This window comes from Pseudooceanicola spongiae (assembly GCF_014899185.1).
GTDB classification, from domain to species: domain Bacteria; phylum Pseudomonadota; class Alphaproteobacteria; order Rhodobacterales; family Rhodobacteraceae; genus Pseudooceanicola; species Pseudooceanicola spongiae.
The window spans coordinates 3,827,794-3,854,391 of sequence record NZ_CP045201.1 but is presented as its reverse complement, the minus strand read 5'-3'; the positions used below and the strand labels follow the sequence as shown (position 1 = coordinate 3,854,391).

The window sequence follows — 26,598 nt, the reverse complement described above, 5'->3', positions numbered from 1 at the left end:
ATCGCCTCACTGCAGCGTGATCCGGGGGCCAGCCCCTGAACATCCCGATGAACCGGCGTATGTCCTGCCCGACATGCGCCGGTTTTTTGTGCGCGGCCCTCTCACGGCGGCTCTCAGATCGCCAGACGCTCGCCCACGCGCTCCTGCAGCATGCCCGCCAGCCGCGACAGCTCCGGGCGCAGCTGTGCCTCTCCGGCGCGGGCACGGTCCATACGATCCGCGGCGGCCGACAGCGCGGTATCGCCGGCGCAATTGGCCACGCCGCGCAGGAACTGCCCCAGATAGGCCAGCACCTCATCGCCCTCCGCCTCACGCAGCAGTTCAGCCGCATGGGCCATGTCGTCCTTGTAGGCCACCGGGTCCGGCTGCACCCGTTCATCGGACAGCGGGCGGGGGCCGGTCATGCGATATTCGGGCGGCATATGCGACAGCAGAGTGCGCTGGAAAATCGCCAGGCTGGTCATCGGCTTGGCCATGAAGCAATCCGCCCCGGCCTTGCGCGCCGCCGCCTCGGCCCCCGGATCGCCCGACACTGCCGCCACCACCGCAACCCGTGGGCTGGAGTGCGACAGCTGTTCGATCAGCTCCGCCCCGGAGCCATCGGGCAGCCCCATGTCGATGATCACCGCCGAGGGGCGATAGACCTCAAGGTGCCGCCGTGCCGAGCGCAGGCAATCCGCCCGCCGGATCCGCGCCCCGGATCGCAGACAGAGCAACCGCATGGCCTCAGAGGCGAACAGGCTGTCCTCGACCACCAGAATGGTCATGCCCAGCATCGGGCGGGTCGCGGTCGGTGAAGAAATCATTTCCAGCGGGTCCATCGCACTTCCCTCGCTCACTTATCAACAGATTCGCCATTATGGCGTGAAGGAAGGCTAGGCCCGCTTGCCTAATGCATAGTTAACCCCAGAGGAGCGCCGCTTTGGCCGCGCCCCCCCGCGCCGCGACCTCAGGTCCGCTTGCCTGCCCGCCCCCGCCCAGCGATAAAGACCGCAGGAGTGAGGATTCGGAGGAAGAACACCCATGATCGGACGCCTGAACCATGTCGCCATCGCCGTGCCGGACCTCGACGCCGCCGCAGCGCAATATCGCGGCGCCCTCGGGGCCAGTGTCGGTGCGCCGCAGGACGAACCCGACCACGGCGTCACGGTGATCTTCATCGAGCTGCCAAATACCAAGATCGAACTGCTCTATCCCTTGGGCGAGGACAGCCCGATCAACGGCTTTCTGCAAAAGAACCCAGCAGGCGGCATTCACCATATCTGCTACGAAGTTGACGATATCATTGCCGCCCGCGACCATCTGCAAGAGACCGGCGCGCGGGTGCTGGGCAACGGCACACCGAAAATCGGCGCCCATGGCAAGCCGGTGCTGTTCCTGCATCCCAAGGATTTCAACGGCTGCCTGATTGAACTGGAGCAAACCTGATGGGTATCACCTCGGCCATCGTTCTTTACGCCGTGATCTGGTGGATGACGCTGCTCTGCGTCGTGCCGGTGCGGCTGCGCACCCAGCAGGACGTCGGCAAAGTCACCCCGGGCACCCAGTCCGGCGCGCCCGAGGAACATCACCTCAAGGGCAAGGTGATCATCACCACCGCCATCACGACGGTGCTGTTCATCATCTGCGCCGGGATCATCCTGTCTGGCTGGATCACGATGGAGGATCTGGACTGGTTCGGGCGGATGCAGACCCCCTACCCGACCTGAGCCCCCTGCCGTTTGGCAAGCCCATGATAGATATGGGTAAAGGTCGCCGCTCCGACAATCGGCACCAGCAGGTTCAGGATCGGGATCGAGAGCGGAACAGCCATCAGCGTCCCCGCGATCCAGATCGCTCCGGCGTGACGGCGGCGTAAGCTCTGCGCCGCCTCACGCCCGATCCGGCGCATCGCGGCAAGGGTGAAATACTCTCGCCCCAGCAGAAACCCGTTCACGCCCCAGAAGATGAACGGCGCCAGAGGCGCGAAGATCAGGTACAGGATCAGCGCCAGCAGGTTGGCCAGAATGATCACGCCGGTAAAGCCCAGCGTGTCCATCAGCGTTTCCATGAAGGGCACGCCCTCAGCCGGGGGCAGATGCGGATAATGCTCCTCCTCCACGGCCTCGGCGACTTCCTCAAGGAAAAATCCCATCATGGCCGAGGAAATCGGGATCATCAGAAACACCGAGGCCAGCATCATCACCAGAAAGCCCGACGCGCTGGCGAGGTCGTTCAGCCATGTCACCGGCCCGACGAAGGGCAAGGTCACCGCGTCGCCCACGGCCCAGCCGAGCAACCACATCACCACCGCCGTCACCACCACCAGCAACCCGATGGTCAGCCCAAGGCCGAGGAACAGCACCCGCCGGAAGCGCGGGTCGAACACCTGCCCCACGGCGCGCGTGAAGGCCGAAAAGATCACGCCGACAGCCATGTCGTGATCGCCTCCAGATCAGGCCGGGGTCGGTCGGAGGGCGCGGTTTTCTCGGTCGCGATATGGATGAGGCCGGCCAGCCGTTCATGCGGTGCCAGCCCCAGCCCCTGCTGCACGAAGCCCGCGTCGTGCGAGGCCCAGCCGCTCAGCCAGTTGGCGCCCCAGCCTGCGGCCAGCGCGGCGTTCAGCAGCGACAGGCAGACGGCCCCGGCGCTATAGGTCTGCTCCAGCGCGGGCACCTTGTCGGACGCCTTAGGGCTCTCCACCACGGCGACCGCCAGAATGCCCTGATCGAACTGGCTGCGGTCCTTGGCGATCTGCGCCGCGTCGCGCCCGGCAGCCGCCCCAAGCTCCGCCGACAGCGCCGACAGACGCGCGAAGGCCGCGCCCTGAACGACGATAAAGCGCCAGGGCTCCAGCTTGCCATGATCGGGGGTGCGGGCGGCGGCAGTCAGGATCGGCTCCAGCTGCTCCGGCGTCGGGCCGGGGGCGACCAGCGTCTTCGCGGGCCGCGAACGGCGTGTCAGCAGGAAAGAGAGCGCGGCCGGGTTGGCGTCAGGCATGGGAAACTCCGTCTGGTTCAGGCCAAGATATCGCCCTTTGGTGACAGAGTTTCAACGTCTGGGGCCGCGCGCCCCCCTTCAGCCCGCGAATTCCTCCGCCAGCTCGTCGATCAGCCCGCTGAAAAACGCATCCATGCGCGCATTCGGCTGGCGGATCTGCACAGTCGTCGCCATCGGATCGGGCGCTTTGTGCTGCGAGTCCGACAGCGCCTCGATCACGCGATGGCCGCAGAAGGGCACGTAAGCCTCGGAATAGCCGCCCTCATGCACCATCACCAGACGCCCCTCGCAGAGGCTTTCCGCCGCCGTCTTCATCTGCTGTGTCATCACGCCAAAGGTCTCGGCGGTGCAGAGCATCCGGGCGATCGGGTCATAGATCCCCGCATCAAAGCCACAGGCGACGATGATCACATCGGGCTTGAATCGCTCCAGCGCCGGCACCACGATACGCTCCATCACCTCGACATAGCCATTGTGGCCCACACCGGAGGGCAACGGCAGGTTGATATTGTACCCCTCGCCCTTGCCCCGGCCCTTGTCGGCTATATCGCCGGTATCCAGCGGATAGTTCTTTTCCTGATGGACAGAGATCGTCAGCACATCGTCGCGGTCATAATAGATCGCCTCGGTGCCATTGCCGTGGTGCACGTCCCAGTCGACGACGGCGACACGCCCGGCCAGCCCCTCGGCCTGCGCGGCCTCGATGGCGATGGCGATATTGGCCATCAGACAGAAGCCGTTCGGCCAGTCCGGCAGGCAGTGGTGCCCCGGCGGACGCGACAGCGCATAGGCATTGGCCACGGTGCCGCGCATCACGTCGAGCAGCGCCTGTTTCGCCAGCCCCGCCGACAGCGCCGCAATCTCGTACCCGCCTTGTGCAAAGGGCGTGCGCAGGCCCAGCTCTCCGCCGCCCGCGTCCGACATCTCCTTGAACCGGTCGAGGTAGCTGGCCGGGTGCACCCGCAGTAGATCCTCGCGGCTGGCCTCGGGGGCCGAGGCCTCGTGGAGATCGCCGATGATCCCGGTCACAGACATCAGGTTGCGCAGACGGCGCTTGGTCTCGGGGCTTTCGGGCAGGCCCCCTGCCGCCAGCGGCTGCACCAGCCCGCCAATCGGCAGCGTCAGGGCGTAATTGCCCCCCGCGTGCCAGAAGCACCGCTCGTCCCAGTAAAACCCTGTCTTGCGACCCGTGGTTGACATTGAGGCACCTCCGCTGTCTTTCCTCGGCCACAGACTGACCTGTCCGTGCCCGGGCCGCAAGGCCAGCACAGGGGGAAAGCCCCCCTGCCGCATGGCCAGAGCCACCCGCCGAATGGCCGCCCAACCCGCCGAAAGGACATCGCCTTGGCCGCGAAAGCCCCCTCGCTCGCGCATCTGGCCCAGCCGGGCGCGGAAATTGTCGTCAGGGTCACGCCCAAGGCCGCCCGAGACCGCATCACCACAGACCCCGAGGGGGGTCTGCGCGTCTATGTCACCACGGTGCCCGAAGACGGCAAGGCGACAGAGGCTGTGCGTAAACTTCTGGCAAAGGCGCTCGGCGTGCCCAAGACATCGCTGATCCTGCTGCGCGGCGTGACCTCGCGCGACAAGGTGTTTCGCATCGACACCCCCTGAGGGGCCTCAGTCGATCACGGAGGGGGTCAGGCTATAGCTGCCCTCGGGCAGGTTCAGCGCCGCGCTCAGATCGCGCAGCTGCGCCATCGACAGGGTCACCTTGCGCACCTCGTCCAGACGCGCGTCATATTGTTCAACTGTGATGCACTCTTCGAAGGCATTGATGACAATATCCTCTTGTAACGGCGCAGGGCCGTCATCAACTAGGGTCACAACGGTGCAGTCGAAATCATGCTCGATGGTAAACATACCTCCCAGCTTAGCGGCATCCCACGGGGGGCGAAATCACCAAATTCGGCAAAGACCGCTTTTCCGGCTGTCCCGACCGGCGCACTGCACTACCATGGTCACAGAGGCCGAACAGACAAGAAACTAAGGACGTGATGATGAAGGGTTTGAGGGTCGTCTGGCTCCTCCTCGGGCTGGTGGCATTGGCAGGGTGCGCCACGCCGCCCCAGACACAGGGGCCAACGCAGGGCCGGGCCGGCGCCATCGACGCCGCCTTTCCGTCGCGGCTGGATGCCGATTCCGCAGCCCGCCAGTTTGCGCAGGTCGTCAGCACGGTCGAACCCGTGGCCGAGCGGTACTGCCGAGCCGCGCGCAACGACGACAAATGCGATTTCCATATCATCGTCGACACCCGCAAGCGCAGCCAGCCGAATGCGTTTCAGACGATCGACGACAATGGCCAGCCGGTGCTGATCTTCACGATCGCGCTGATCGCCGACATGCGCAATCCTGATGAGCTGGCCTTCGTGATGAGCCATGAGGCCTCGCACCACATCCGCGACCACCTGTCGCGCCAGCGCTTCAATGCCGATACCTCGGCGCGCGAATACGGTCAGGCGGCGGCCAGCAAGGGCGCGTCGCGCGCGGCAATCCGTCGGGCCGTCGCCCTCGGGGCGGAGCTTGGCGCGCGCAGCTATTCCAAACAGTTTGAGCTTGAGGCCGACTATCTCGGGGCGCAGATCGCGCGCTCTGCCGGATATAACCCGCTGATCGGGGCGCAGTATTTCCAGCGCCTGCCCGACCCGGGTGAGCAGTTTCAAAGCAGCCATCCGCCCAATGCCGAACGCATGGCGACAGTGCGCGCCGCGCTGCGCCAGAACTAGCCCCACACACACAAGGCCCCGCATCCGCTGCGGGGCCTTTGCGTTACAGCGGCCACATCAGCTGAATGGCGAAGCTGACAATCAGCCCCATCGACAGGTTCAGCGGAATGCCGATCTTCAGGAAGTCGGTGAACTTGTAGCCGCCGGGCCCATAGACCAGCATGTTGGTCTGATAGCCGATCGGCGTGGCGAAACTGGCCGAGGCCGCGATCATCACCGCAATCACCAGCGGGCGCGGGTCGATCCCCATGGCACTGGCCAGCCCCACCGCAATCGGCGTGACCACCACCGCCACCGCATTGTTGGACACCATCTCGGTCAGCACCGAGGTCAGCAGATAGATCGCCCAGATCACCAGGAAGGGCGGCAGCTTCGACACCATCGGTGCCATAGCGTTGACGATCAGCGCCACCGCGCCGGTGTGTTCCAGCGCCGCCCCGATGGCCAGCATCGAAAAGATCAGCGCCAGCAACCGCCCGTCGACGAACTCGAAAGCCTCGTCCGCATCGATGCAGCGGGTCAGCAGCACGACGGTCACGGCAAAGATCGACAGCAGAAAGATCGGCGCCACGCCCAGGCCCGCCAGCACCACGATCGACAGCAGCGCGACGAGGGCAATTGGCGAATGGCTGCGGCGATAGGCGCGCTCGGTCGGGGCGCTGACATCGACCATGTCCATCTCGCGCGCGAGGCGGCGAATGTCTTCGGGGGCGCCCTCCAGCAGCAGCGTGTCGCCGACCCGCACCACCAGCTGATCCAGCTGCTGCCCGATGTTCTGGTTCCGCCGGTGCACCGCCAGCGGATAGACCCCATAGCGCCGCCGCAACCGCATCGAGCCGAGCGCACGGCCCACCATCTTGCAACCCGGCGTGATCAGCACTTCGACCGTCGTCGTCTCGACCGTGCTGACCTGATCGACGCGCTTCAGCTCCTTGTTGCGCTGCAGCGACAAGAGCTCGGTCATCTGGGTGCGCAGCACCACCCGATCCCCGACCTGCAGCGTCACCCCGCCCAGATTGCGCCGCAGCGACTGGTCGCCGCGCACCACATCGACCAACCGCACACCGTCACGCTTGAACAGCTGCACGCCGGTGACTTCGCGGCCCACAAGGTTGGAATCCGGCGGGATCACCGCTTCGGTAAAGAACTTCATCCGCGACCGTGTCGACAGCATCGACGCCATCGAATCCCGCTCGGGCAGCAGCCATTTCGACATGACGCGCATGTAGAACATGCCCCAGATCACGACGATAATGCCGATGGGCGTCACCTCGAAGATGCCGAAGGGCTCCAGCCCCTGCGCCCGCGCCACGCCATCCACCAGCAGGTTGGTCGAGGTGCCGATCAGCGTCAGCGTGCCGCCCATGATCGCCGCGTAGCTCAGCGGGATCAGCAGTTTCGAGGCCGAGATGTTCAGCACCCGCGCCATCTGCACGAACACCGGGATCATCACCACGACGACCGGCGTGTTCGACACGATGGCCGAGCTCAGCAGCACAAAGGCGAACATCCCCGCAAGCGCGAACTTGGGCCGCTTCGTCGCCTGAGAGGCGGCCAATCGCGTGAAACTCTCCAGTGCCCCGGTGCGCACCAGCGCCCCCATGACGATAAACATCGCCGCAATGGTCCAGGGCGCGGGGTTGGCCAGCACCGGCAGCGCCAGGTCATAGGGCAGCAACCCCAGCGCCATCATCAGCGACACCCCCGCAAGGGCAACAACTTCGGTAGGGTAATATTCTTTTACAAATAGAACGAACATCACCCCGACGACGCAAAGCGTCAAAATCGCCTGAGCGGTGTCCGTCAACGGCAGTAGTGGCATAATATGCGCCCTGTCAGATCATCGGAGTCATCTAGGCCATGCAGAGCCCGGCGTGCAAGCGCAGCGTTCACTTCCGTCGCGCTGCTTTGGTGAACGCAGGCAGGATGAACATATCCTGATCACTGCGCCCGGTGGTGCGCCCCGGCCTCCGGCAGAATGCGCGGAGGGCCGGATGTCGCACCGTTCGGATACCGTTCAAATACCGACGGGATACCGACATCGGAATCTGGCCATTATTTCGGTGCCGGACCGGATTGCTGCAACCGCCCGCCCTGCCGCACCATCTCGACCCGCGTGGCCTTGCCGGTGCGATCATCGGTCTCGACATAGAGGCCGGACAGCGTCGCCTCGCCCTCGGCCGGGGTAAAGCGACCCTTGACCATTCCGGTGATGAAACGGCGCATCGGCTCGGACTTTTCCATGCCGATGACGCTGTCGTAATCGCCCGTCATGCCCGCATCGCTGAGGTAGGCCGTACCCTTGTTCAGGATCTGCGCATCGCCGGTCGGGACGTGCGTATGGGTGCCGACGACAACGCTCGCGCGCCCGTCGCACCAGTGCCCCAGAGCCATCTTTTCCGAGGTCGCCTCGCAGTGCACATCCACCAGCGACGCCTGAACCATCCCACCCATGGGGTGTTTTTTCAGAATGGAATCAATGTGGCTGAAGGGATCGTCGAAGGGGCGCTTCATAAAGACCTGGCCCAGAACCTGCGTCACCAGCACCTTGCGCCCGCCCTTCGCATCAAAGACGCGAAAGCCGCGACCCGGGGCTTCCTTGGCAAAGTTCAGCGGCCGGATCACGCGCGGTTCGGTCTCGATGAACTGCAGCATGTCGCGCTGATCAAAGGCGTGATCGCCCAGCGTCACCACATCCGCGCCCGCGTCCAGAATGCCTTTGGCATGGGCACCGGTCAAACCCGCTCCATGACTGGCATTTTCACCATTCACGACAACGAAATCCAGCTTCCAGGCCTCGCGCAGCTTGGGAAGCGTTTGTGTCACGGCGTCGCGCCCGGCGCGCCCCATGACATCTCCTAGGAACAGAATTTTCATATCTACCGCCTAAGCACCTCGCCCCGCTCTGGCAAGCCCAGCCAGAGCCCGTTGCACAATTTACGCAGCGGCGAACCGGGTCCAGCCCTAGCCTGCCCGCACCGGAAAGCGCCGCGCCAGATCCCCAGCCACGATGCGATCCTGTGGATTTTCCGGCCCCTCGGCCCAAGGACGAAACCGCAGCCGGAACGCCCGCAGCAAGCCATCCTCGGGCGCATCCTCTGCCAGTTCAGGATAGCCAAAGCGTTGCAGGCTCTCGAAAAAATCGGCCTCGTGCTCTGCGGTTTCGTCCGGCCAGACGGACAGACCACGCAGCGCCAGACGCCGCCAGTCAAAGCGCGCACCGGGGTCGAACTTGCGCAAAGGCGCCATGTCGGAATGGCCAATCACACGCTCGGCAGGGATATCCCAACGCTGAAGGATTTGCGGCAGCAGCCATTCCAGCCGCGCCATCTGCGCCTCGGCAAAGGGTACTGACCCGCTGTTGGCCAGCTCGATCCCGACCGAGCGCGAATTGACGTCTGTCACGTCGCCCCACTGCCCGACCCCGGCGTGCCAGCCACGATCGGCCTCATCCACCATCTGCCAGATTTGCCCTGCTTCCCCAATGAGATAGTGGCAGGACACGGGAGAGAGGCACTCAGGCGGCTCCGGGTCACAGAGCCGCTGCAGCGCCACCTCGGCAGAGGCCATGGCGGTATGGTGCAGCACGACGATATCGGGCAGCGCACCGCCCCGCCGTGCATTCACGTTCGGCGAGGGATGCCAGATCGCCCCCTGCTGCCGTCCGTGCGTCAAGATCAGCCCCGCGAGGCCTTGCGGAAGGGGGCCGGATCCCAGGAGCAGGCATAGCCGTCGCCATCGGGATCAACGCCCATCCGGTCACGCTCAGGCCCGCCCTTTTTCAGGAAATCGGTTTGTGCAAGGTCAGGCGAGGGGTATTGCGAGCACTTGCGGTTGAACCGGGATTCGGAGGCGATCTGGATGCGCGAATACAGCCGCTGGCCCATCGGGTTCGAAGTCTGCAGTGCGTAGGTCACAAGGTTCGGCCCGGTATCGACACGCTGGGGCAGCTCCGAGGGGGCGATCTGTTCGTACTTGGCGCGGTTCTGGGCGATGAACTCCTTGTCCTGCGCGATCGAGCGTTGCTCGCCCACGGCCTCAAAGTTGTTCTCTTGCGAAATGCCCATGGCGTTCACCGCTTCGGGGGCCGGATTGGATGGGCTGGCCTGCAGCGGCACAACCCCGGAGTTCATCCCGGCGGCCTGCAGAGCAGCCTGCGTTTCACGCGCGATATCAAGCGCTTCGGGGTCAGTGCCATAGGGCGCGGAGGCCGAGGTCGTGGCCGCACCGGCGGGCAGTGTGCCCATGGCCGACAGCGGCTGGCTGGTCACGGTATCGGCCGCCGGAAGACCGCCGCCCGAGCCCTGTGTCTGACCGGCCTGCAGGATCATTTCGCGTTCCCGCGCATACTGGTTCAGGCTGCCATAGGAGCCATTGCCACCGTTGGGCCCGGTCTGGTTACAGGCCGCAAGACCCAGAAGGGCCGTTCCCAGAATCAACACGCGCATCGAAAACTCTCTCGTTGTGGCTCAGATCGCCGCGGCTAAAATGTGCAAGACAGGATACCGGACATCACCCGCGGTATCCTGTCTCTATGACGTCGGTATTTAAGCAGTACTTACCACCATTTCGCCGGCTTGGAAACAAAGCCTGCGGCCTGCTCCAACGCATAGGCGGTGTTCAGCAAATCGCCCTCTTCCCAGGGGCGACCGATCAGTTGCAGACCCAGCGGCAGACCCTTGGCATCGACACCCGCAGGCACCGAGATCCCGGGCAGACCGGCAAGGTTGACGGTAACCGTGAAGACATCGTTGAGGTACATCTGCACCGGATCGGCATCCACCATCTCGCCCAGACCAAAGGCCGAGGACGGGGTCGCCGGGGTCAGGATAGCATCGACACCCGCCGCGAAGGCATCGTCGAAGTCCTTCTTGATCAGAGCACGGACCTTGCGGGCGCGGTTGTAGTAGGCGTCGTAGAAGCCCGCAGACAGCACGTAGGTACCGACCATGACGCGGCGCTGCACTTCGTGGCCAAAGCCCTCGGCGCGGGTCTTCTCGTACATCTCGGTGATGCCGTCGCCGTGGCTCAGCTTGGCGCGGTGGCCATAGCGCACCCCGTCATAGCGCGCGAGGTTGGAGGACGCCTCGGCCGGTGCAATCACGTAGTAGGCGGGCAGCGCGTATTTGGTGTGCGGCAGCGAGATGTCGACGATCTTGGCGCCTGCATCAGCCAGCATTTCCTTGCCCGCAGTCCAGAGGGCGTCGATCTCGTCCGGGATACCGTCAAGGCGGTATTCGCGCGGAATACCGATGGTCTTGCCTTTGACATCGCCGGTCAGCATCGCCTCGAAGTTCGGCACGGGGATGTCCATGCTGGTCGAATCCTTGGCGTCGTAGCTGCACATCGCCTCAAGCATGATGGCGGCGTCGCGCACGTCCTTGGTCATCGGACCGGCCTGGTCGAGCGAGCTTGCGAAGGCGACAACGCCCCAGCGGGAGCAGCGCCCATAGGTCGGCTTGATGCCGGTGATGCCAGTAAAGGCCGCAGGCTGGCGAATCGAGCCGCCGGTGTCGGTGCCGGTCGCCGCAAGGCAGAGGTCCGCCGCCACAGCCGAGGCCGAGCCACCGGAGGAGCCGCCGGGCGTCAGCGCGGTATCGTCATCGCTGCGCCGCCAGGGGTTCACCGCATTGCCGTAGGCCGAAGTTTCGTTCGAGCTGCCCATGGCAAACTCGTCCATGTTCAGCTTGCCCAGCATCACCGCGCCCGCATCGAACAGGTTCTGGGTGACGGTGGATTCGTATTCCGGCAGGAAGCCCTTGAGGATGTTCGAGGCCGCCTGCGACGGCACGCCCTTGGTGCAGAACAGGTCCTTGATGCCAAGGGGGATGCCGCACATGTCCGGGGCGTCGCCCGCCTTGAGGCGCGCATCAGCCGCCTCGGCCTGCTGCATGGCAAGGTCGGGGGTGTTGTGCACGAAGGCGTTCAGCGCGCCAGAGCCTTCGATGGCCGAGAGGCACGCGGCGGTCAGCGCGGCCGAGGTCGTGTCGCCCTTGCGCAGGGCATCACGGGCGGCGGCGATGGTCAGGGTGTTGAGATCAGACATTATTCCACCACCTTCGGCACGGCAAAAAAGCCCTCGCGGGCGTCGGGAGCGTTCGACAGGATCTTGGCCTGCTGATCGCCTTCGGTCACGACATCCTCGCGCCGTTTCAGGCGCTGCGGGGTGACCGAGGTCATCGGCTCGACGCCCTCGACATCGACTTCGTTCAACTGCTCGATGAAGCCGAGGATGGTGTTGAACTCCTCCGCCAGTGCGGGAAGCTGGTCTTCTTCCACCTTGATACGGGCCAGTTTCGCAACGCGGGCCGCGGTTGCTGTGTCGATCGACATGGAACGCCTCTTTCACTTGGATCGCGCACGGGTTTAGCGCCGCAAGGCCCCGCCCGCAAGCATATGGCGGGTCTGCATGTGAAACCGATAGGTCCAGATCATCCAGCCGAGCATGATTGCGTTGAGAATATGCCACAGGAAGTGGGTGCCGAGGCCCTCTGTGGCGTCACAGAGGGACGCGTCGAGCGAGCGGAAGGTGAGCGAGAGCATGAGGATGCCAGCCCCTAAGGCCAGCCGCCAGGCCGTGCCGGGCGCCCGTTTTGCCAGCAGTGCCGCATATGTGAAGATCAGTATCGGCACCGGCAGATAGGCCGCACTGGCGCCGTAGAGGGGTACCAGCCGCAGCAGGGGTGTCAGCATTGAGGACACGGGCAGGAACAGCGCCGGGATCATCACGGCCACCCAGACGCGTGCTTCAAAGAAATGGCGCGTGGCGGCGAAGATGTAGATCAGGATGAAGATCAGGATCGGCAGCGTGTCTGCGATCCCTGCCCAGGCTGTCGCAACCGTGTGAAACAGGCCCGAGCCGACGCCGATCCCGAACAGCACGCAGCAGAGCAGCCGGGCGAGCGGCAGGCCCCGGCAGGGCCGCCACAGCGCCGCGGCGACGGCGATGAAGGCGAGGTTGGTCAGGGCATTGACCGGTTCGGCCCAGAGACCGGGCCCGAGGCGTTCGCAATAGGCATCCACCTGCGCCATCAGGTCCATGGGTCTTTCCTTTCGTCACTGCAACGCTAGTGTCTGGCCCGGAACAAGACCCCGCCTTGCGTCAGCTCTGATCGCAGGCTGGGTGCAAACCTTCGGAGGTTCAACATGAAAATCATCTGGCTCGGACACGGCTCCTTTCGGCTTGAGATCGCGGACAAGGTTCTGCTGCTCGACCCCTGGTTCGACGGCAACCCCGCCTTCCCCGAGGCGCGCCGCGCCGAGGCGATCGCAGGTGCCACGCATATCTTCGTGACGCACGGCCATGGCGACCACGTCACCGACACCGCCGGCATCGCGAAAGAGCTGGGCATCCCGGTCTTCGGCATGGTCGAGCTGATGGGCTGGCTGGCCGCCAACCACGGGATTGAGACGACCGGTTTCAACAAGGGCGGCACGATCAAACTGGACGGCGTTTCGGTGACGATGGTCAACGCGACGCACTCCTCCTCGACCGACGGACCGCATGGGCCGATCTACCTCGGCTCCGAAGCGGGATTCGTCATCGAGGGCGAGGGGCATTCGATCTATTTCTCGGGCGACACCGACGTGATGGCCGACATGAAGATCTTCCACGATCTGCATGAGCCTGACATCGGCATCCTCTGCGCGGGTGGCCACTACACCATGGACATGCGCCGCGCGGCCTATGCGGCGAAGACCTTCTTCAACTTCAAGACGGTCATCCCGATGCACTACAAAACCTTCCCGGCGCTGGAACAGAGCGCCGATCTGCTGGCGAAAAGCCTGCCGGGCGTGAAGGTGATCGAGCCCGAAGTCATGACGGCCATCGAAATCTGAAGCTGGCTACGGCGGGGTGCGTGCATCCCGCCGACCGCCGCTCAGACCTGCCAGTCGTCCTCATGCGCCAGTTCACCGATGGCCATCCAGGCGACACGCGCACGCGCCACGCGCGTATCGCCCCATGTGCGAAAGACGATCTCGAACCCTTTCTCTGTCACGCTCTCGGCCGAGATATCGGCGCGCTGGTTGCTGGCCTGCGCCATGTCCCACATCGACAACGAACACTGCACACTGGGCGGCTGCGCAAAGGCTTCGGAGAAGGCGACACGTTTGCGCCGTTCGCGCGGGCCAGTGCCGGTCCACATCTCGCCGCCGTCCTGAAAATCGGAGAACAGAGTGCTGTCACCCTGCTCAACGCCGATGCGATGCGTGGATAGTTTTTTCATCAATCCCGATACTAAAGCTGAGACAGTCGGTTCGACAAGATGCCGCGACAGGGTGGCAGCAGCGGGGCCGCCCTGCCCCAGTCAAGACACGCACAACCTTGCCAACAGGTTGCAGGGCGGCACGAATACTACCGTCAATCCGAAGCACCAACGCAAAAGGCCCCGGACAATGCCGGGGCCTGAAGCAATACTGAAACGCAAAGATCAGTCGACGTAGTTTGCGTGATCCGGGTCGAGACCCACATGGGTGCCCATGGCCACCATATCCGCCAGCAACTTGGCCGCATGGGCCACGCCGTTGTCGTCTGTCGCGTCTTTCCAGGCCTTGCGTGCCTCGACAACCCAGTCATTCAGAATGTCCTGGGTCATCTCTTTCTGGTGCAGCGCGCGCTCGGCCAGGACGGTGACGCCCTCGGCCGAAATCTCGGCGAACCCGCCGGTGACGACGTAATCGTCCTCACCATTGGGGCCGCTGATGTGCAGCAGGCCGGGGCGCAGGGTGGTGATCATCGGCGCATGCCCTGGCATGGCCGTCAGATCACCGTCTGTGCCCGGAATCTGCACCTCGGTCACCAGACCGGAGACAAGGCTCCGTTCCGGGGAAACAAGGCTGAAGTCCATCGTGTTTGCCATTGATCAGCCCCTTACGCGGCTTCCGAGGCCATCTTTTCGGCCTTGGCGATCACCTCGTCGATGCCGCCGACCATGTAGAAGGCGGATTCGGGAAGGTGGTCGTATTCGCCAGCCACAACGGCTTTGAACGACGAGATCGTGTCTTCGAGCGGAACCTGCACACCGTCAGAGCCGGTGAACACTTTTGCCACGTCGAAGGGCTGCGACAGGAAGCGCTGGATCTTGCGGGCGCGCGTCACGGTCAGTTTGTCTTCTTCGGACAGTTCGTCCATCCCGAGGATAGCGATGATGTCCTGCAGCGACTTGTAGCGTTGCAGGATACCCTGAACGTCACGGGCCACCTGATAGTGCTCTTCACCGATGATCTGCGGGTCCATCAGACGCGAGGTCGAGTCGAGCGGGTCAACGGCGGGGTAGATGCCGAGTTCCGAGATCGCACGGTTAAGGTTGGTGGTGGCGTCAAGGTGGGCAAAGGTGGTTGCCGGCGCCGGGTCGGTAAGGTCATCCGCGGGAACGTAGACGGCCTGGATCGAGGTGATCGAGCCGGCTTTGGTCGAGGTGATGCGTTCCTGCATCTGGCCCATGTCGGTGGCCAGCGTCGGCTGGTAGCCCACGGCCGAAGGAATACGGCCGAGCAGAGCCGAAACCTCGGAGCCCGCTTGGGTAAAGCGGAAGATGTTGTCGACGAAGAACAGAACGTCGGTCCCGGACTGGTCGCGGAACTGTTCGGCCAGGGTCAGGCCGGTCAGTGCAACGCGGGCACGGGCTCCCGGAGGCTCGTTCATCTGGCCGTAGACCAGGGCCACTTGGCTCTCCGCGAGGTTGTCGGGCTTGATGACGTTGGATTCGATCATCTCGTGGTAAAGGTCGTTGCCTTCACGGGTCCGCTCACCAACACCGGCGAACACGGAGTAACCCGAGTGCACCTTTGCGATGTTGTTGATCAGTTCCATGATCAGAACGGTCTTGCCCACACCGGCGCCGCCGAACAGGCCGATCTTGCCGCCTTTGGCGTAGGGCGCCAGCAGGTCGATGACCTTGATGCCGGTTTCCAGCACGACGGATTCGGTCGATTGCTCGATGAATTCGGGCGCAGGCTGGTGGATCGAACGGTATTCGTCAGCGTTCACGGGGCCTTTTTCGTCAACCGGCTCGCCGATGACGTTGAGGATCCGGCCGAGGGTCGCGTTGCCGACCGGCACCATGATGGGCGAGCCGGTGTCTTCGACGGCCTGACCACGCACCAGACCTTCGGTTGCGTCCATTGCGATGGTGCGAACAGTGTTCTCACCAAGGTGTTGCGCGACTTCCAGAACCAGCTTGTTCCCGTTGTTGTCAGTGATCAGCGCGTTAAGAATAGCTGGCAGGCTATCCTCGAACTGCACGTCCACAACGGCGCCGATGACCTGGGTCACTTTGCCTTTTGCGTTTGCCATGTGTTGGTCTCCGGTTTCGTCAGAGCGCCTCGGCGCCCGAAATGATTTCGATCAGCTCGTTGGTGATGACGGCCTGACGCGAGCGGTTGTACTGGATCGTCAGCTTGTCGATCATGTCGCCTGCGTTGCGGGTCGCGTTGTCCATTGCGGACATCCGCGCGCCCTGCTCAGAGGCCGCATTTTCCAGCAGCGCCGCAAAGATCTGCGTCGCGATACCGCGGGGCAGCAGGTCGGCAAGGATGGCTTCCTCGCTCGGCTCATATTCATAGAGCGGGCCGGTGGCGTCACCGTCCTGCGCTTCGAACTGGGCCGGGATGACCTGCAAGGCGGTCGGCGTCTGGGCGATCACCGACTGGAACGAGGCGTAGAAGATCGTTGCCACGTCGAACTCGCCATCGTCAAAGCGGGTCAGAAGATCACGGGTGATATCCTGTGCATTGACGTAGCCGAGCGTCTTGATGCCGCTCAGATCGATGTGACCGACCAGCAGATCGCTGTATTCGCGACGCAGCTGCTCACGGCCCTTCTTGCCGACGGTGAGAATCTTCACCGTCTTGCCAGCTGTCTTCAGCTCTCTGATCTTCTGCTTGGCCTTCTTGACGATGTTCGTATTGAACCCGCCGCAAAGGCCCCGCTCTGCCGTAATGACGACGAGCATGTGCACGTCGTCCTTGCCGGTCCCCGTCAGCAACTTCGGACCCGTGTCCGAGCCACCCACCGAAGCGGCGAGTTGGCCCAGAACCGCGTCAAAGCGTTCCGCATAGGGGCGGGCGGCTTCGGCAGCGTCTTGCGCGCGGCGAAGTTTCGCCGCGGCAACCATCTGCATGGCCTTGGTGATCTTGCGGGTCGATTTGACCGACGCGATCCTGTTCTTGAGATCCTTCAGAGAAGGCATGTCATCCTCCCTCGGGCTTAGGCGAAGTCAGCGGCGAATTCGTCGAGTGCTGCCTTGAGCTTGTCCGCGGGTGCGCCTTTGATCTTGGGATCTTCGTCGGTGATCCACTGCAGGATTTCCGGGCGCGTGTTGCGCAGGAATTTCAGCAGTTCAGCTTCAAAGCGGCCCACGTCCTTGACGGCGACCTTGTCGAGATACCCGTTGGTACCTGCAAAGATCACACAGACGATTTCGGCGTTGGTCAGCGGCGAATATTGCGGCTGCTTCATGATCTCGGTCAGACGCGCACCACGGTTCAGCAGACGCTGGGTCGCGGCATCAAGGTCGGAGCCGAACTGAGCGAAGGCAGCCATCTCGCGGTACTGAGCGAGCGACAGTTTCACCGGACCCGCAACCGAGGACATCGCCTTGGTCTGAGCCGACGAACCCACGCGCGACACCGACAGACCGGTGTTCACAGCAGGACGGATGCCCTGGTAGAACAGTTCGGTTTCCAGGAAGATCTGGCCGTCGGTGATCGAGATCACGTTGGTCGGAATGAACGCGGAAACGTCGCCACCTTGCGTTTCGATGATCGGCAGAGCCGTCAGCGAACCGGAGCCGAAGTCTTCGTTCAGTTTCGCCGAACGCTCCAGAAGTCTGGAGTGGAGGTAGAACACGTCACCCGGGTAGGCTTCACGCCCCGGCGGACGACGCAGCAGCAGCGACATCTGGCGATACGCGACGGCCTGTTTGGAGAGGTCATCATAGATGATCAGCGCGTGGCGGCCGTTGTCGCGGAAGAATTCCGCCATTGCGGTCGCGGTGTAGGGCGCGAGGTACTGCATCGGCGCGGGATCGGAGGCGGTTGCGGCCACGACGATCGAATATTCGATCGCGCCGGTCTCTTCCAGCTTCTTCACCAGCTGCGCAACGGTCGAACGTTTCTGACCGATAGCAACGTAGATGCAGTAGAGTTTCTTGCCTTCATCGTCGCCGGCGGCTTCGTTGTAGGACTTCTGGTTCAGGATCGTGTCGAGCGCCACAGCGGTCTTGCCGGTCTGACGGTCGCCAATGATCAGCTCGCGCTGGCCACGGCCGATCGGGATCATGGCGTCGACCGACTTGAGGCCGGTTGCCATGGGTTCGTGAACCGATTTACGCGGGATGATGCCCGGCGCCTTGACGTCGGCCACGCGACGCTCGGTTGCTTCGATGGGGCCTTTGCCATCGAGCGGGTTGCCGAGACCGTCGACAACACGACCCAGCATGCCGTTGCCGCAAGGCACGTCCACGATGGAGTTGGTGCGGCTGACGACGTCGCCTTCCTTGATGTCACGGTCAGACCCGAAGATCACGACACCGACGTTGTCGGTCTCGAGGTTCAGGGCCATGCCGCGGATCCCACCAGGGAATTCCACCATTTCGCCGGCCTGAACATTGTCGAGGCCGTGCACACGGGCAATACCGTCACCGACGGAGAGCACGCGACCAACCTCGGCCACTTTGGCGTCTTGGCCAAAGTTCTTGATCTGCTCCTTCAGGATAGCAGAAATTTCGGCTGCTTGGACTCCCATTATCCGACCTCTTTCATGACATTCTGGAGTGCGTTCAGCTTCGTGCGGATCGACGTATCGACCATGCGCGAGCCCACTTTGACGACCAGACCACCGATGAGGGATTCATCGACGGTCGTGTTGAGTTTCACGGTCTTGCCAACAGTTTCGGCAAGCGTGGCAGAGAGTTTCTTGGACTGGTCAGCGGTCAGCGCCGTGGCGCTGGTCACATCTGCCGTCACTTCACCGTTCTCTTCGGCGATCAGTTCGTTCGAACGCTGCACGAATTGCGGCAGCGTGAACAGTCTGCGGTTCTGCGCCATCAGCGCCAGCGTGTGCTGGACGGCAGGCATCAGCTCAAGCCCGGCAGCAACGGCGGAGATCGCCTTTTCCTGCTCGGCACGGCTGAGGATGGGCGAAGCGATCACGTCACGCAGATCGGCGCTGACGGCGAGGGCTTCTGCAAGTTTTGCAATGCTGGCGTCGAGTTCGGACAGCGCGCCATTCTCGCGGGCAATCTCGAAAACGGCCAAGGCATAGCGCGAGGCGATGCCGTAGGAGATCGAAGCTGGTTCGGACACGTCCACCCTTCCGATGTCTGGCCCCGTACCGGTAAAAACACCGGCGCAGGGGGTTTGTAGCCTTGGCGCAGCCAAAGCATCAAAATCGGCACGGGTCTAGCAGAGCACTGCCCCCCCATCAACCCGCTTGAGGTGCTTTGCACGTATAGCAAACCGGCCGCTTTTTCAGTGTTTTCAGAGGGTAACGCCATATGCACCCCCCTGCCCACTTCCAGCTTTGACCCCAAAGGGCTAGAAATTGTTCACCTTTTCGGGATTTCACCTATGGCAGCAATTCCTGCATTATCAAGGATTCGCGCAAATCAGGCCGTCTGAGTATTTCTTAAGAAAATGTGTCTGCGGCCCGGATATCCCGGTGAGACGTTGCAAGGATCACGCAGTCAGGGCGAAATTCGCAGGGGTTTCGACATTTTGCAGGGTGGGTGTTCGCGGCGTTTCCCCCTCGGGATCGGCAGCCAAGTCCGCTGAATCCGGGTGTCGGTATTGCGTCGGTATCTGAACGGTATCCGAGCGGTGCGAATTTCGCCTTTCTCCGAGTGCCAGCACACCGTCCTGCCCCGTCGCCGCTGGACATGGGCGGCAGGCTCGGCCCAGTCGTCCCGCGCCATAGAGAGCGACGCGCGAGCGAATCGCGCGCCTCAGTCGTCCGCCCCCTCGAACCGGCAGCCGGACCAGCCGGCCCCGGCACTGCGGGCGGTTTCGGGCTTGGGCGCGGCCAGCCCTTCGAGCACGCGCAAACCGGAGGAGCGGAGCACTTTCTCGCCGGGGCCGGAGGGGGCCTGCACCCGCTTGCTGGCCTCGACCATCAGCACGCCGCCCGACACGACCATCGACAGGGTGCCGCCCAGCTTTTCCCAGAACGGCGCGGTCTTGCGCCAGAACCGGCGCTGCGAGGGCGGCTGGTAGAGGGTATGCACATGCCGCTCGGGCAGGAAGGAGTGCAGCTTGAGCTGGGACTCGAGCTGGCCCTGACTGTAGGGGCGGCCATAGCCGAAGGGCGTGCGATCGGATTGCGACCACAGGCCAGAGCGGTGCGGCACGATGAACAGGGCCTTGCCGCCGGGGCCAAGGACGCGAAAGCATTCCTTCAGCAGATCGGTCGGCCTCTCCGATGTCTCAAGCCCGTGCATGACGACCAGCTTGTCGACATGGCCAGTGTCGATGGGCCAGAGGGTTTCCTCGCACAGGGTCGAGACATTGGGCATGCCCGCAGGCCAGGGCATGACGCCCTGCGGCCCCGGCATCAGGGCGATGACGCGGCGCGCCTCGGCCAGATAGGGGCGCAACAGGGGCACCGCAAAGCCGAAGCCAAGGACCGTCTGACCCTTCGCCTCGGGCCAGAGTTTCAACATCTGGTTGCGCACATTGCTTTGTGCCGCCCGACCCAGAGTGGAGCGATAATAGAAATTCCGCAGGTCCTGCACGTCCAGATGCATTGCAAGCCGCCCTCTGATCGGTTTCACTCGGGGACAATAGCAAGGAAGGACAATTTGACCATGGCCCTTGAACTCGTCACCGTGCCCTGCCTGAAAGACAACTATGCCTATCTGGCCCACGGTCCAGAGGGGACATGCATTGTCGACGCGCCGGAGGCCGCTCCGATCCTGCAGGTGCTGGAGGCGCGCGACTGGGTGCCGGACACGCTGCTGATCACCCATCACCACCACGACCACGTCGGCGGCATCGCCGAATTGCGCGCCCGTTTTCCCGACATGACGGTGATTGGCCCGAAGGCCGAAGCCGACAAGATGCCCGCGATGGACCGCTATGTCGCCGAGGGCGATACCGGCGGCGCAGGCGATGGCCTTTGGCGCGTGATCGAGGTGCCCGGCCATACGCTGGGCCATATCGCCTTTCACATGGCGGGTGCCAAGCTGGTGTTCACCGCCGACAGCCTGATGGCGTTCGGCTGTGGCCGCGTGTTCGAGGGGACCTTCCCCCAGATGCACGCCAGCCTGAGCAAGCTGGCCGCCCTGCCCGGCGATACCCTCGTCTGTTCGGGACACGAATACACAGAAGCGAATGCGAAATTCGCCCAGACGATTGAACCAGAAAATCCCGCGCTTATATCTCGTATCAACGCGGTGAAAGCCGCGCGCGCGGCCGGTCAGCCGACAGTGCCGTCTCTCCTCTCTGATGAAATGGACACCAACCCCTTTCTGCGTGCCCACCAGCCCTCTGTCGCCGAAGCCGTCGGACTGCCTGGTGCCCCTGCTGACGAGGTCTTTGCCGAAGTCAGACGCCGCAAGGACGCCTTCTGAAACGCCGATTTGTCACGCGATATACCGGCTGCGCAGTGAAATGTGATCGCGCAGCCAAAGAAAATCCTTGAAGCTGGGTCCAGATCGACCAAACTTTAAGACTAAGAGGCCATGGTTGGAATTGGGGCTCGTTTCTCCCCGCTCCGACACAGTTCGAAAAGGAGCACCACAGTGCCTTCATTCTCGACCACCCTGGAACAGGCAATCCATGCAGCGCTGGCGCTGGCAAATGCCCGACGTCACGAGTTTGCGACGCTCGAACATTTGCTGCTGGCCCTGATTGATGAACCAGATGCGACCCGCGTCATGAAAGCCTGCTCGGTAGATACCGAGGAATTGCGACAGACTCTTGTCGAATTCGTCGACGAGGAGCTCGCCAACCTCGTGACCGACATCGACGGCTCCGAAGCCGTCCCCACCGCAGCTTTCCAGCGCGTCATCCAGCGCGCCGCCATCCATGTGCAAAGTTCGGGTCGCACCGAAGTGACCGGGGCCAACGTCCTTGTCGCGATCTTTGCCGAACGCGAATCGAACGCGGCCTATTTCCTGCAGGAGCAGGACATGACGCGCTACGATGCCGTCAACTTCATCGCCCATGGCGTGGCCAAAGACCCCGCCTATGGGGAAAGCCGCCCGGTGACAGGCGCGCCCGAAGAAGAACGGCAGAATTCCTCGAAATCGTCCCAATCCGCTGCAAGCGAAACTGACGGGAAGGAATCTGCTCTGGACAAATATTGCGTCAACCTCAACGTCAAGGCGCGTGAGGGCGATGTCGATCCGCTGATCGGCCGCGCCTCTGAGGTGGAGCGTTGCATTCAGGTGCTCTGCCGCCGCCGCAAGAACAATCCGCTGCTGGTGGGTGACCCCGGCGTCGGCAAGACCGCGATTGCCGAAGGGCTGGCGCGCAAGATCATCTCTGGCGAAACGCCTGAGGTGCTGTCCAAGACCACCATCTTTTCGCTCGACATGGGGGCGCTGCTGGCCGGCACCCGCTATCGTGGCGACTTCGAGGAACGCCTGAAATCCGTTGTGACGGAGCTTGAGGCGCACCCCGACGCGGTGCTGTTCATCGACGAGATCCACACCGTGATCGGTGCCGGGGCGACGTCTGGCGGCGCGATGGATGCGTCGAACCTGCTGAAACCTGCGCTTCAGGGCGGCAAGCTGCGCTGCATGGGCTCCACCACCTACAAGGAGTTCCGTCAGCACTTCGAGAAAGACCGCGCGCTGTCGCGCCGGTTCCAGAAGATCGACGTGAACGAGCCTTCGGTTGAAGATTCGGTCAAGATCCTCAAGGGGTTGAAGCCGTATTTCGAAGAACACCACTCGATCAAGTACACCAACGACGCGATCCGTTCCGCGGTGGAACTGGCGGCGCGCTATATCAACGACCGCAAGCTGCCGGACAAGGCGATCGACGTGATCGACGAAGCCGGCGCCGCACAGCATCTGATTTCGGAGAGCAAACGCCGCAAGACCATCGGCGTGAAAGAGATCGAGGCCGTCGTGGCCAAGATCGCCCGCATCCCGCCGAAATCGGTCAACAAGGACGACGCCGCCGTGCTGAGAGATCTGGAGGCCTCGCTGAAACGCGTTGTCTTCGGTCAGGATGCGGCCATCGATGCGCTGTCCTCGGCGATCAAGCTGGCGCGGGCCGGTCTGCGCGAACCTGAAAAGCCCATCGGCAACTACCTGTTTGCCGGGCCCACTGGCGTCGGCAAGACCGAGGTCGCCAACCAGCTCGCCGATACGCTGGGCGTGGAGCTGCTGCGTTTCGATATGTCGGAATACATGGAGAAACACGCGGTTTCGCGGCTGATCGGCGCGCCTCCGGGCTATGTCGGGTTTGACCAGGGCGGGCTGCTGACGGACGGTGTCGACCAGCATCCGCATTGCGTGCTGCTGCTGGACGAGATGGAGAAAGCGCACCCGGATGTCTACAACATCCTGCTGCAGGTGATGGACCACGGCCAGCTGACCGACCACAACGGCCGGACAGTGAACTTCCGCAACGTGATCCTGATCATGACTTCCAACGCGGGCGCCGTGGAACAGTCGAAATCGGCCATCGGTTTTGGCCGCGACCGGCGCACGGGCGAGGATACGGCCGCGATCGAGCGGACCTTCACGCCTGAATTCCGCAACCGTCTGGATGCCGTGATCTCCTTCGCGCCGCTGCCGAAAGAGGTCATCATGCAGGTGGTCGAGAAGTTCGTGCTGCAACTCGAAGCCCAGCTTCTGGATCGTGGTGTCAGCATCGAGCTGACCCGACCCGCCGCTGAATGGCTGGCCGACAAAGGCTATGATGACAAAATGGGCGCACGGCCTCTGGCCCGCGTGATCCAGGAATACATCAAGAAGCCGCTGGCCGAGGAACTGCTGTTCGGCAAGCTGACCAAGGGCGGGGTTGTCCGCGTCGGCGTCAAGAACGGCGAGCTGGATCTGCAAATGGAGGGGCCGGACAAGTTGCGCCTCTCTGGCAACAAGCCTCCGCTGCTTACGGCCGAGTGATCTGGTGAGATGATTTGAAAGGGCGGGGAATTTCCCCGCCCTTTTGCATGTCCGCAGGCCCCTGCCCCGAGGGGTCGGCTCCGCACGCCGGGCTGAGGTTCGATAGCTCCGCGCGGGCCGGGGGTCGCATCAATGGGACGGCCAGCCCGCGTTCCTGAAAGCTGCGCGTGCTGGCCGTCCCCAGAACCTGCGGCGCTGACGAATGCGGGGCAACGCAGCCTCTCTCATGGCCGCGATGGATCCCAAGCGCAGCTTAGCGTTCGGTGAACTTCAGCTCGATCCGGCGATTCAGGGCGCGTGCCTCCGGGCTGTCGCCGACGGCGATCGGCTGGTACTGGCCAAAACCATTGGCCGACAGACGGCGCGGCGGAATACCCAAAGAATCAACCATGTAGCGCACGACAGACAGGGCGCGGGCCTGGCTCAGCTCCCAGTTGTCGCGGAATTCACCAGTGCCGGACAGCGGCACGTTGTCGGTGTGGCCATCGACGCGCATGATCCAGTCGATCTCGGGCGGGATCTCGTCGCTGATTTCCCAGAGCAGCCCGGCCACCTGATCGATCTGCTGCTTGCCCGCTTCCGACAGGTCGGCCTGCCCCGTGCCGAACAGCACCTCGGAGGAGAAGACGAAGCGGTCGCCGACGACGCGCACACCGTCCTGACCATCCAGAATCTCGCGCATCCGGCCAAAGAAATCAGAGCGGTATTTCTCTAGCTTGTTGGCCTCGGCCTTGAGGCGTACGGCCTCTTCCTGCAGGCGCTGACGTTCCTTTTTCTCGACGGCGGCGACGCGGGCGAGGGCCGCGTTCAGGTCGGAGCCGAGCGACTGGATCTTCACCTGACTGACATCCTCGCGCGCCTTGTAATCGTCCAGCAAGGCCTGAAGTCCGGCGAGCTGGGTGCGCAGGGCCGAGACCTGCTGGTTCAGCAGGGTGGCGCGGCGCTGGCTTTCGGCGGACTTGGCCTCTTCCTGCTCCAGCGCCTGATTGGCCTGGCGCAGCAGGATCTGGCGCTGCTCGGTCTCGCTCAGCTGGTCTTTCGTCTGCTGTTCGGCGGCAAGTTTCGCGGCGAGCGCGGCGGTCAGCTGCTGGCGCACGGTGTCGCGATCCGCCGAGGCGGCCTCGGCCGTCTTTTGCGCGGCGAGCGCGGCGGCGAGGCGTTTCTGGATCGAGGCCAGCTCCTCCGCATGTGTCGCATCGGCGGCGTCGAGCGCGGTTTGGGTGCGCGTCAGCGCGGCCTCAAGCGCAGTCAGCTTGTCCTGTAGGGTGGCGATTTCGGCGGCGCGCCCTTCGGCCTGCTGCTGGACACGGGAGAGTTCGCCTTCGAGCGCGGTCTTGTCGGCCTGCAGTTTTTCGGTCTGGCTGCCGGTTTGCAGGGCGGCGTTGAGGCGATCCTCAAGCCCGGTCTTTTCCTGTGTGGCGCGGGCCAGAGCGGCTTCGAGCGCGACGATACGCAGGCGGATTTCCTCAACCGCGTCGACCTTTTCGGCGGTGTCGGCCTGCGCGCGGGCGAGCTGGGCGTTCAGCGTGGCCTCCCGCTCGGCCGCGTCGGCCTTGAGGGTATCGATCTGGGTCTGCATCTCGGCGCGGGCGGTGGCGGTGGCGTCGCGGGCAGTGGTCGCGGCGGCTTCGGCCTGCGCCTGAGCGGCTTTGGCGGCGTCGATCTCGTCGCGCAGCACGGCGGCCTGACGGGTCAGATCGTCGCGCGTGCCCTCGCTGGCGGTAAGGGTTTTTTCCAGCACGGCGAGGCGGCCTTCAAGCTCGGCCAGTTTGGCGTCGCGGTCATCGACATCGGCAAGGGCCGTGGCGAGGGCGGTTTCCAGAGCGGTGAGCTGGCCATAGCTGGCCTCGCGTCCGGTTTCGGCTTCGGCGAGACGGGCCTGGGTGCGCGAGAGATCATCCTGCAGCTGGCTGGCGGAGGCCTGCGCGGTTTCCTGTGCCAGCACAGCCGCCAGCAGCTTGTCGTCGAGGTCCTTTTCGGCGGCCTGAGCGGCGGCAAGAAGGGTCAGCGTGTCCTCGGCCTTCTTGCGCTGGGATTCCAGCGCGAGGGTCATCGAGGTCAGCTCGGTCTGTGCGTCCTTGAGCTTGGCGCGCAGCGCTTGCGCGGCGGCCGCTTCGGCCAGACGGGATTTCTCTTCTTCGGTGAGCTGGTTTTGCAGGTCGCTGAGCTGCGCGTTCAGCGCGGTGTTCTGGGTGCTCGCCTCGGCCTGATCGGTTTTCAGGCTGGCAATCAGGGCCTCCATCGCCTCGCGTTTGGCGGCGGAGAGACGGGCGGCTTCGGCCTGTGCGTCGATCTCGGTGCGGGCCTGCGCGACGGCGAGTTGCAGGGCGTCGCGGTCGCTGGTGAGCTGGTCGCGCTCTGCCTCAAGCGCGGTGACCGAGCCACGGGCGTCGTCGCGCTGCGACAGCAGGGTGGCGACCTGCGCCTCGAAATCGGTGATCTGGGATTGCGCCTGACGCAGCGCATCCTGCGTCTGGTCGCGGGCCTGGGTCAGCGAGGCGATCAGCGCCGCCTGCTGATCGGCGCGCGATTGTGCGTCGTCCAGTGTCGAGGTCAGCGTGCCGACCTGGGTTTCCAACTTCGCCGCCTTGTCACGTTCCAGCCCCAGGGCGCGGCTGAGCGCGGCGAGGTCGGAGGAGAGGTCGTCGAGTTCGGTCTTCTGGCCCGTGATGGTTTCCTGCAGCGTGAACTGCACCACCATGAAGATGGTCAGAACGAACATCAGCACCATCAGCAGCCCGGTCATCGCATCGACGAAACCGGGCCAGATATTGGCCTGAAGCCGGGCACCGGATCTGCGGGAGAGGGCCATG

At 63.7% G+C, this 26,598-nt stretch carries 27 protein-coding genes; 7 read left to right on the top strand and 20 right to left on the bottom strand.

Annotation, left to right across the window (positions count from 1 at the left end):
• Positions 1 to 113: 113 nt before the first annotated feature.
• On the bottom strand, positions 114 to 821 hold the full coding sequence (locus F3W81_RS18155; RefSeq protein WP_193080794.1) for a response regulator: 708 nt from the start codon (positions 819 to 821) through the stop codon (positions 114 to 116).
• Between the two features lie 202 nt (positions 822 to 1,023).
• On the opposite strand from F3W81_RS18155, the gene mce reads away from it, so the two are divergent.
• Entirely contained in the window at positions 1,024 to 1,428 is a 405-nt protein-coding gene (gene mce, locus F3W81_RS18150; protein WP_193080792.1) for a methylmalonyl-CoA epimerase, read from the top strand.
• Positions 1,428 to 1,709, top strand: a complete 282-nt coding sequence (locus tag F3W81_RS18145) for a DUF1467 family protein (RefSeq protein WP_193080791.1) — start codon at positions 1,428 to 1,430, stop codon at positions 1,707 to 1,709. The genes mce and F3W81_RS18145 overlap by 1 nt, the downstream gene beginning before the upstream one ends.
• Here the strand turns inward: F3W81_RS18145 and F3W81_RS18140 are convergent.
• The 3 genes from F3W81_RS18140 to F3W81_RS18130 all read right to left on the bottom strand — a co-directional run bounded on the left by F3W81_RS18140 (position 1,697) and on the right by F3W81_RS18130 (position 4,179).
• On the bottom strand, positions 1,697 to 2,416 hold the full coding sequence (locus F3W81_RS18140; protein ID WP_193080789.1) for an EI24 domain-containing protein: 720 nt from the start codon (positions 2,414 to 2,416) through the stop codon (positions 1,697 to 1,699). The two genes, F3W81_RS18145 and F3W81_RS18140, sit on opposite strands and share 13 nt — an antisense overlap.
• Positions 2,401 to 2,979 carry a nitroreductase family protein gene (locus tag F3W81_RS18135; protein ID WP_193080787.1) on the bottom strand — a complete coding sequence of 193 codons (579 nt, stop codon included), beginning with the start codon at positions 2,977 to 2,979 and terminating at the stop codon, positions 2,401 to 2,403. Before F3W81_RS18135 ends, F3W81_RS18140 begins: the two co-directional genes overlap by 16 nt.
• A gap of 78 nt (positions 2,980 to 3,057) precedes the next feature.
• Positions 3,058 to 4,179, bottom strand: coding sequence for a class II histone deacetylase (locus F3W81_RS18130; protein ID WP_193080786.1), 1,122 nt, complete (start codon positions 4,177 to 4,179; stop codon positions 3,058 to 3,060).
• A 144-nt stretch (positions 4,180 to 4,323) separates the two neighbouring features.
• Between F3W81_RS18130 and F3W81_RS18125 the strand changes: the two genes are divergently transcribed.
• A complete protein-coding gene (locus F3W81_RS18125; protein WP_193080784.1) occupies positions 4,324 to 4,593 on the top strand; it encodes a DUF167 domain-containing protein in 270 nt (89 codons plus the stop codon).
• 6 nt (positions 4,594 to 4,599) lie between these two features.
• On the opposite strand, the gene F3W81_RS18120 is transcribed toward F3W81_RS18125, so the two are convergent.
• A complete protein-coding gene (locus tag F3W81_RS18120; protein WP_193080783.1) occupies positions 4,600 to 4,842 on the bottom strand; it encodes a hypothetical protein in 243 nt (80 codons plus the stop codon).
• Positions 4,843 to 4,979: 137 nt separating this feature from the next.
• Between F3W81_RS18120 and F3W81_RS18115 the strand changes: the two genes are divergently transcribed.
• Positions 4,980 to 5,705, top strand: coding sequence for a M48 family metallopeptidase (locus F3W81_RS18115; protein WP_319022272.1), 726 nt, complete (start codon positions 4,980 to 4,982; stop codon positions 5,703 to 5,705).
• A gap of 43 nt (positions 5,706 to 5,748) precedes the next feature.
• Here F3W81_RS18115 and F3W81_RS18110 read toward each other — a convergent pair whose 3' ends face one another.
• The 7 genes from F3W81_RS18110 to F3W81_RS18080 form a co-directional block, all read right to left on the bottom strand.
• The gene (locus F3W81_RS18110) at positions 5,749 to 7,527 is read right to left on the bottom strand and encodes an SLC13 family permease (RefSeq protein ID WP_193080779.1); all 1,779 of its coding nucleotides are present in this window, start codon (positions 7,525 to 7,527) and stop codon (positions 5,749 to 5,751) included.
• Between the two features lie 233 nt (positions 7,528 to 7,760).
• A complete protein-coding gene (locus tag F3W81_RS18105; protein WP_193080778.1) occupies positions 7,761 to 8,582 on the bottom strand; it encodes a TIGR00282 family metallophosphoesterase in 822 nt (273 codons plus the stop codon).
• An 87-nt stretch (positions 8,583 to 8,669) separates the two neighbouring features.
• Positions 8,670 to 9,380 carry an N-acetylmuramoyl-L-alanine amidase gene (locus F3W81_RS18100; protein WP_226941740.1) on the bottom strand — a complete coding sequence of 237 codons (711 nt, stop codon included), beginning with the start codon at positions 9,378 to 9,380 and terminating at the stop codon, positions 8,670 to 8,672.
• Between the two features lie 2 nt (positions 9,381 to 9,382).
• Complete coding sequence (locus F3W81_RS18095; protein WP_193080776.1) at positions 9,383 to 10,153, bottom strand: hypothetical protein; 771 nt, start codon at positions 10,151 to 10,153, stop codon at positions 9,383 to 9,385.
• A gap of 110 nt (positions 10,154 to 10,263) precedes the next feature.
• Positions 10,264 to 11,751, bottom strand: coding sequence for an Asp-tRNA(Asn)/Glu-tRNA(Gln) amidotransferase subunit GatA (gatA, locus tag F3W81_RS18090; protein ID WP_193080774.1), 1,488 nt, complete (start codon positions 11,749 to 11,751; stop codon positions 10,264 to 10,266).
• The gene (gene gatC / locus F3W81_RS18085; protein WP_193080772.1) at positions 11,751 to 12,038 is read right to left on the bottom strand and encodes an Asp-tRNA(Asn)/Glu-tRNA(Gln) amidotransferase subunit GatC; all 288 of its coding nucleotides are present in this window, start codon (positions 12,036 to 12,038) and stop codon (positions 11,751 to 11,753) included. Before gatC ends, gatA begins: the two co-directional genes overlap by 1 nt.
• Before the next feature lie 33 nt (positions 12,039 to 12,071).
• On the bottom strand, positions 12,072 to 12,746 hold the full coding sequence (locus F3W81_RS18080; protein WP_193080770.1) for a ceramidase domain-containing protein: 675 nt from the start codon (positions 12,744 to 12,746) through the stop codon (positions 12,072 to 12,074).
• A 105-nt stretch (positions 12,747 to 12,851) separates the two neighbouring features.
• On the opposite strand from F3W81_RS18080, the gene F3W81_RS18075 reads away from it, so the two are divergent.
• The gene (locus F3W81_RS18075) at positions 12,852 to 13,544 is read left to right on the top strand and encodes a metal-dependent hydrolase (protein ID WP_193080768.1); all 693 of its coding nucleotides are present in this window, start codon (positions 12,852 to 12,854) and stop codon (positions 13,542 to 13,544) included.
• Between the two features lie 41 nt (positions 13,545 to 13,585).
• Here F3W81_RS18075 and F3W81_RS18070 read toward each other — a convergent pair whose 3' ends face one another.
• The 7 genes from F3W81_RS18070 to F3W81_RS18040 form a co-directional block, all read right to left on the bottom strand.
• Positions 13,586 to 13,933: an H-type lectin domain-containing protein gene (locus F3W81_RS18070; RefSeq protein ID WP_193080766.1), complete on the bottom strand. Its 348-nt coding sequence runs from the start codon at positions 13,931 to 13,933 to the stop codon at positions 13,586 to 13,588.
• Between the two features lie 204 nt (positions 13,934 to 14,137).
• On the bottom strand, positions 14,138 to 14,566 hold the full coding sequence (locus F3W81_RS18065; RefSeq protein ID WP_193080764.1) for a F0F1 ATP synthase subunit epsilon: 429 nt from the start codon (positions 14,564 to 14,566) through the stop codon (positions 14,138 to 14,140).
• 11 nt (positions 14,567 to 14,577) lie between these two features.
• Entirely contained in the window at positions 14,578 to 16,002 is a 1,425-nt protein-coding gene (gene atpD, locus F3W81_RS18060) for a F0F1 ATP synthase subunit beta (RefSeq protein ID WP_193080763.1), read from the bottom strand.
• A 19-nt stretch (positions 16,003 to 16,021) separates the two neighbouring features.
• A complete protein-coding gene (locus F3W81_RS18055) occupies positions 16,022 to 16,897 on the bottom strand; it encodes a F0F1 ATP synthase subunit gamma (RefSeq protein WP_193080761.1) in 876 nt (291 codons plus the stop codon).
• 17 nt (positions 16,898 to 16,914) lie between these two features.
• Positions 16,915 to 18,453: a F0F1 ATP synthase subunit alpha gene (gene atpA / locus F3W81_RS18050; protein WP_193080759.1), complete on the bottom strand. Its 1,539-nt coding sequence runs from the start codon at positions 18,451 to 18,453 to the stop codon at positions 16,915 to 16,917.
• The gene (locus tag F3W81_RS18045; protein ID WP_193080757.1) at positions 18,453 to 19,019 is read right to left on the bottom strand and encodes a F0F1 ATP synthase subunit delta; all 567 of its coding nucleotides are present in this window, start codon (positions 19,017 to 19,019) and stop codon (positions 18,453 to 18,455) included. The genes atpA and F3W81_RS18045 overlap by 1 nt, the downstream gene beginning before the upstream one ends.
• Positions 19,020 to 19,651: 632 nt before the next feature.
• A complete protein-coding gene (locus F3W81_RS18040; protein WP_193080756.1) occupies positions 19,652 to 20,449 on the bottom strand; it encodes a class I SAM-dependent methyltransferase in 798 nt (265 codons plus the stop codon).
• Between the two features lie 60 nt (positions 20,450 to 20,509).
• On the opposite strand from F3W81_RS18040, the gene gloB reads away from it, so the two are divergent.
• Complete coding sequence (gene gloB, locus F3W81_RS18035) at positions 20,510 to 21,274, top strand: hydroxyacylglutathione hydrolase (RefSeq protein WP_193080754.1); 765 nt, start codon at positions 20,510 to 20,512, stop codon at positions 21,272 to 21,274.
• A gap of 171 nt (positions 21,275 to 21,445) precedes the next feature.
• Positions 21,446 to 23,785, top strand: a complete 2,340-nt coding sequence (clpA, locus tag F3W81_RS18030) for an ATP-dependent Clp protease ATP-binding subunit ClpA (RefSeq protein ID WP_193080752.1) — start codon at positions 21,446 to 21,448, stop codon at positions 23,783 to 23,785.
• Positions 23,786 to 24,038: 253 nt separating this feature from the next.
• Here the strand turns inward: clpA and F3W81_RS18025 are convergent, their stop codons facing one another.
• The gene (locus F3W81_RS18025) at positions 24,039 to 26,597 is read right to left on the bottom strand and encodes a peptidoglycan -binding protein (RefSeq protein ID WP_193080750.1); all 2,559 of its coding nucleotides are present in this window, start codon (positions 26,595 to 26,597) and stop codon (positions 24,039 to 24,041) included.
• Between the last annotated feature and the right edge of the window lies 1 nt (position 26,598).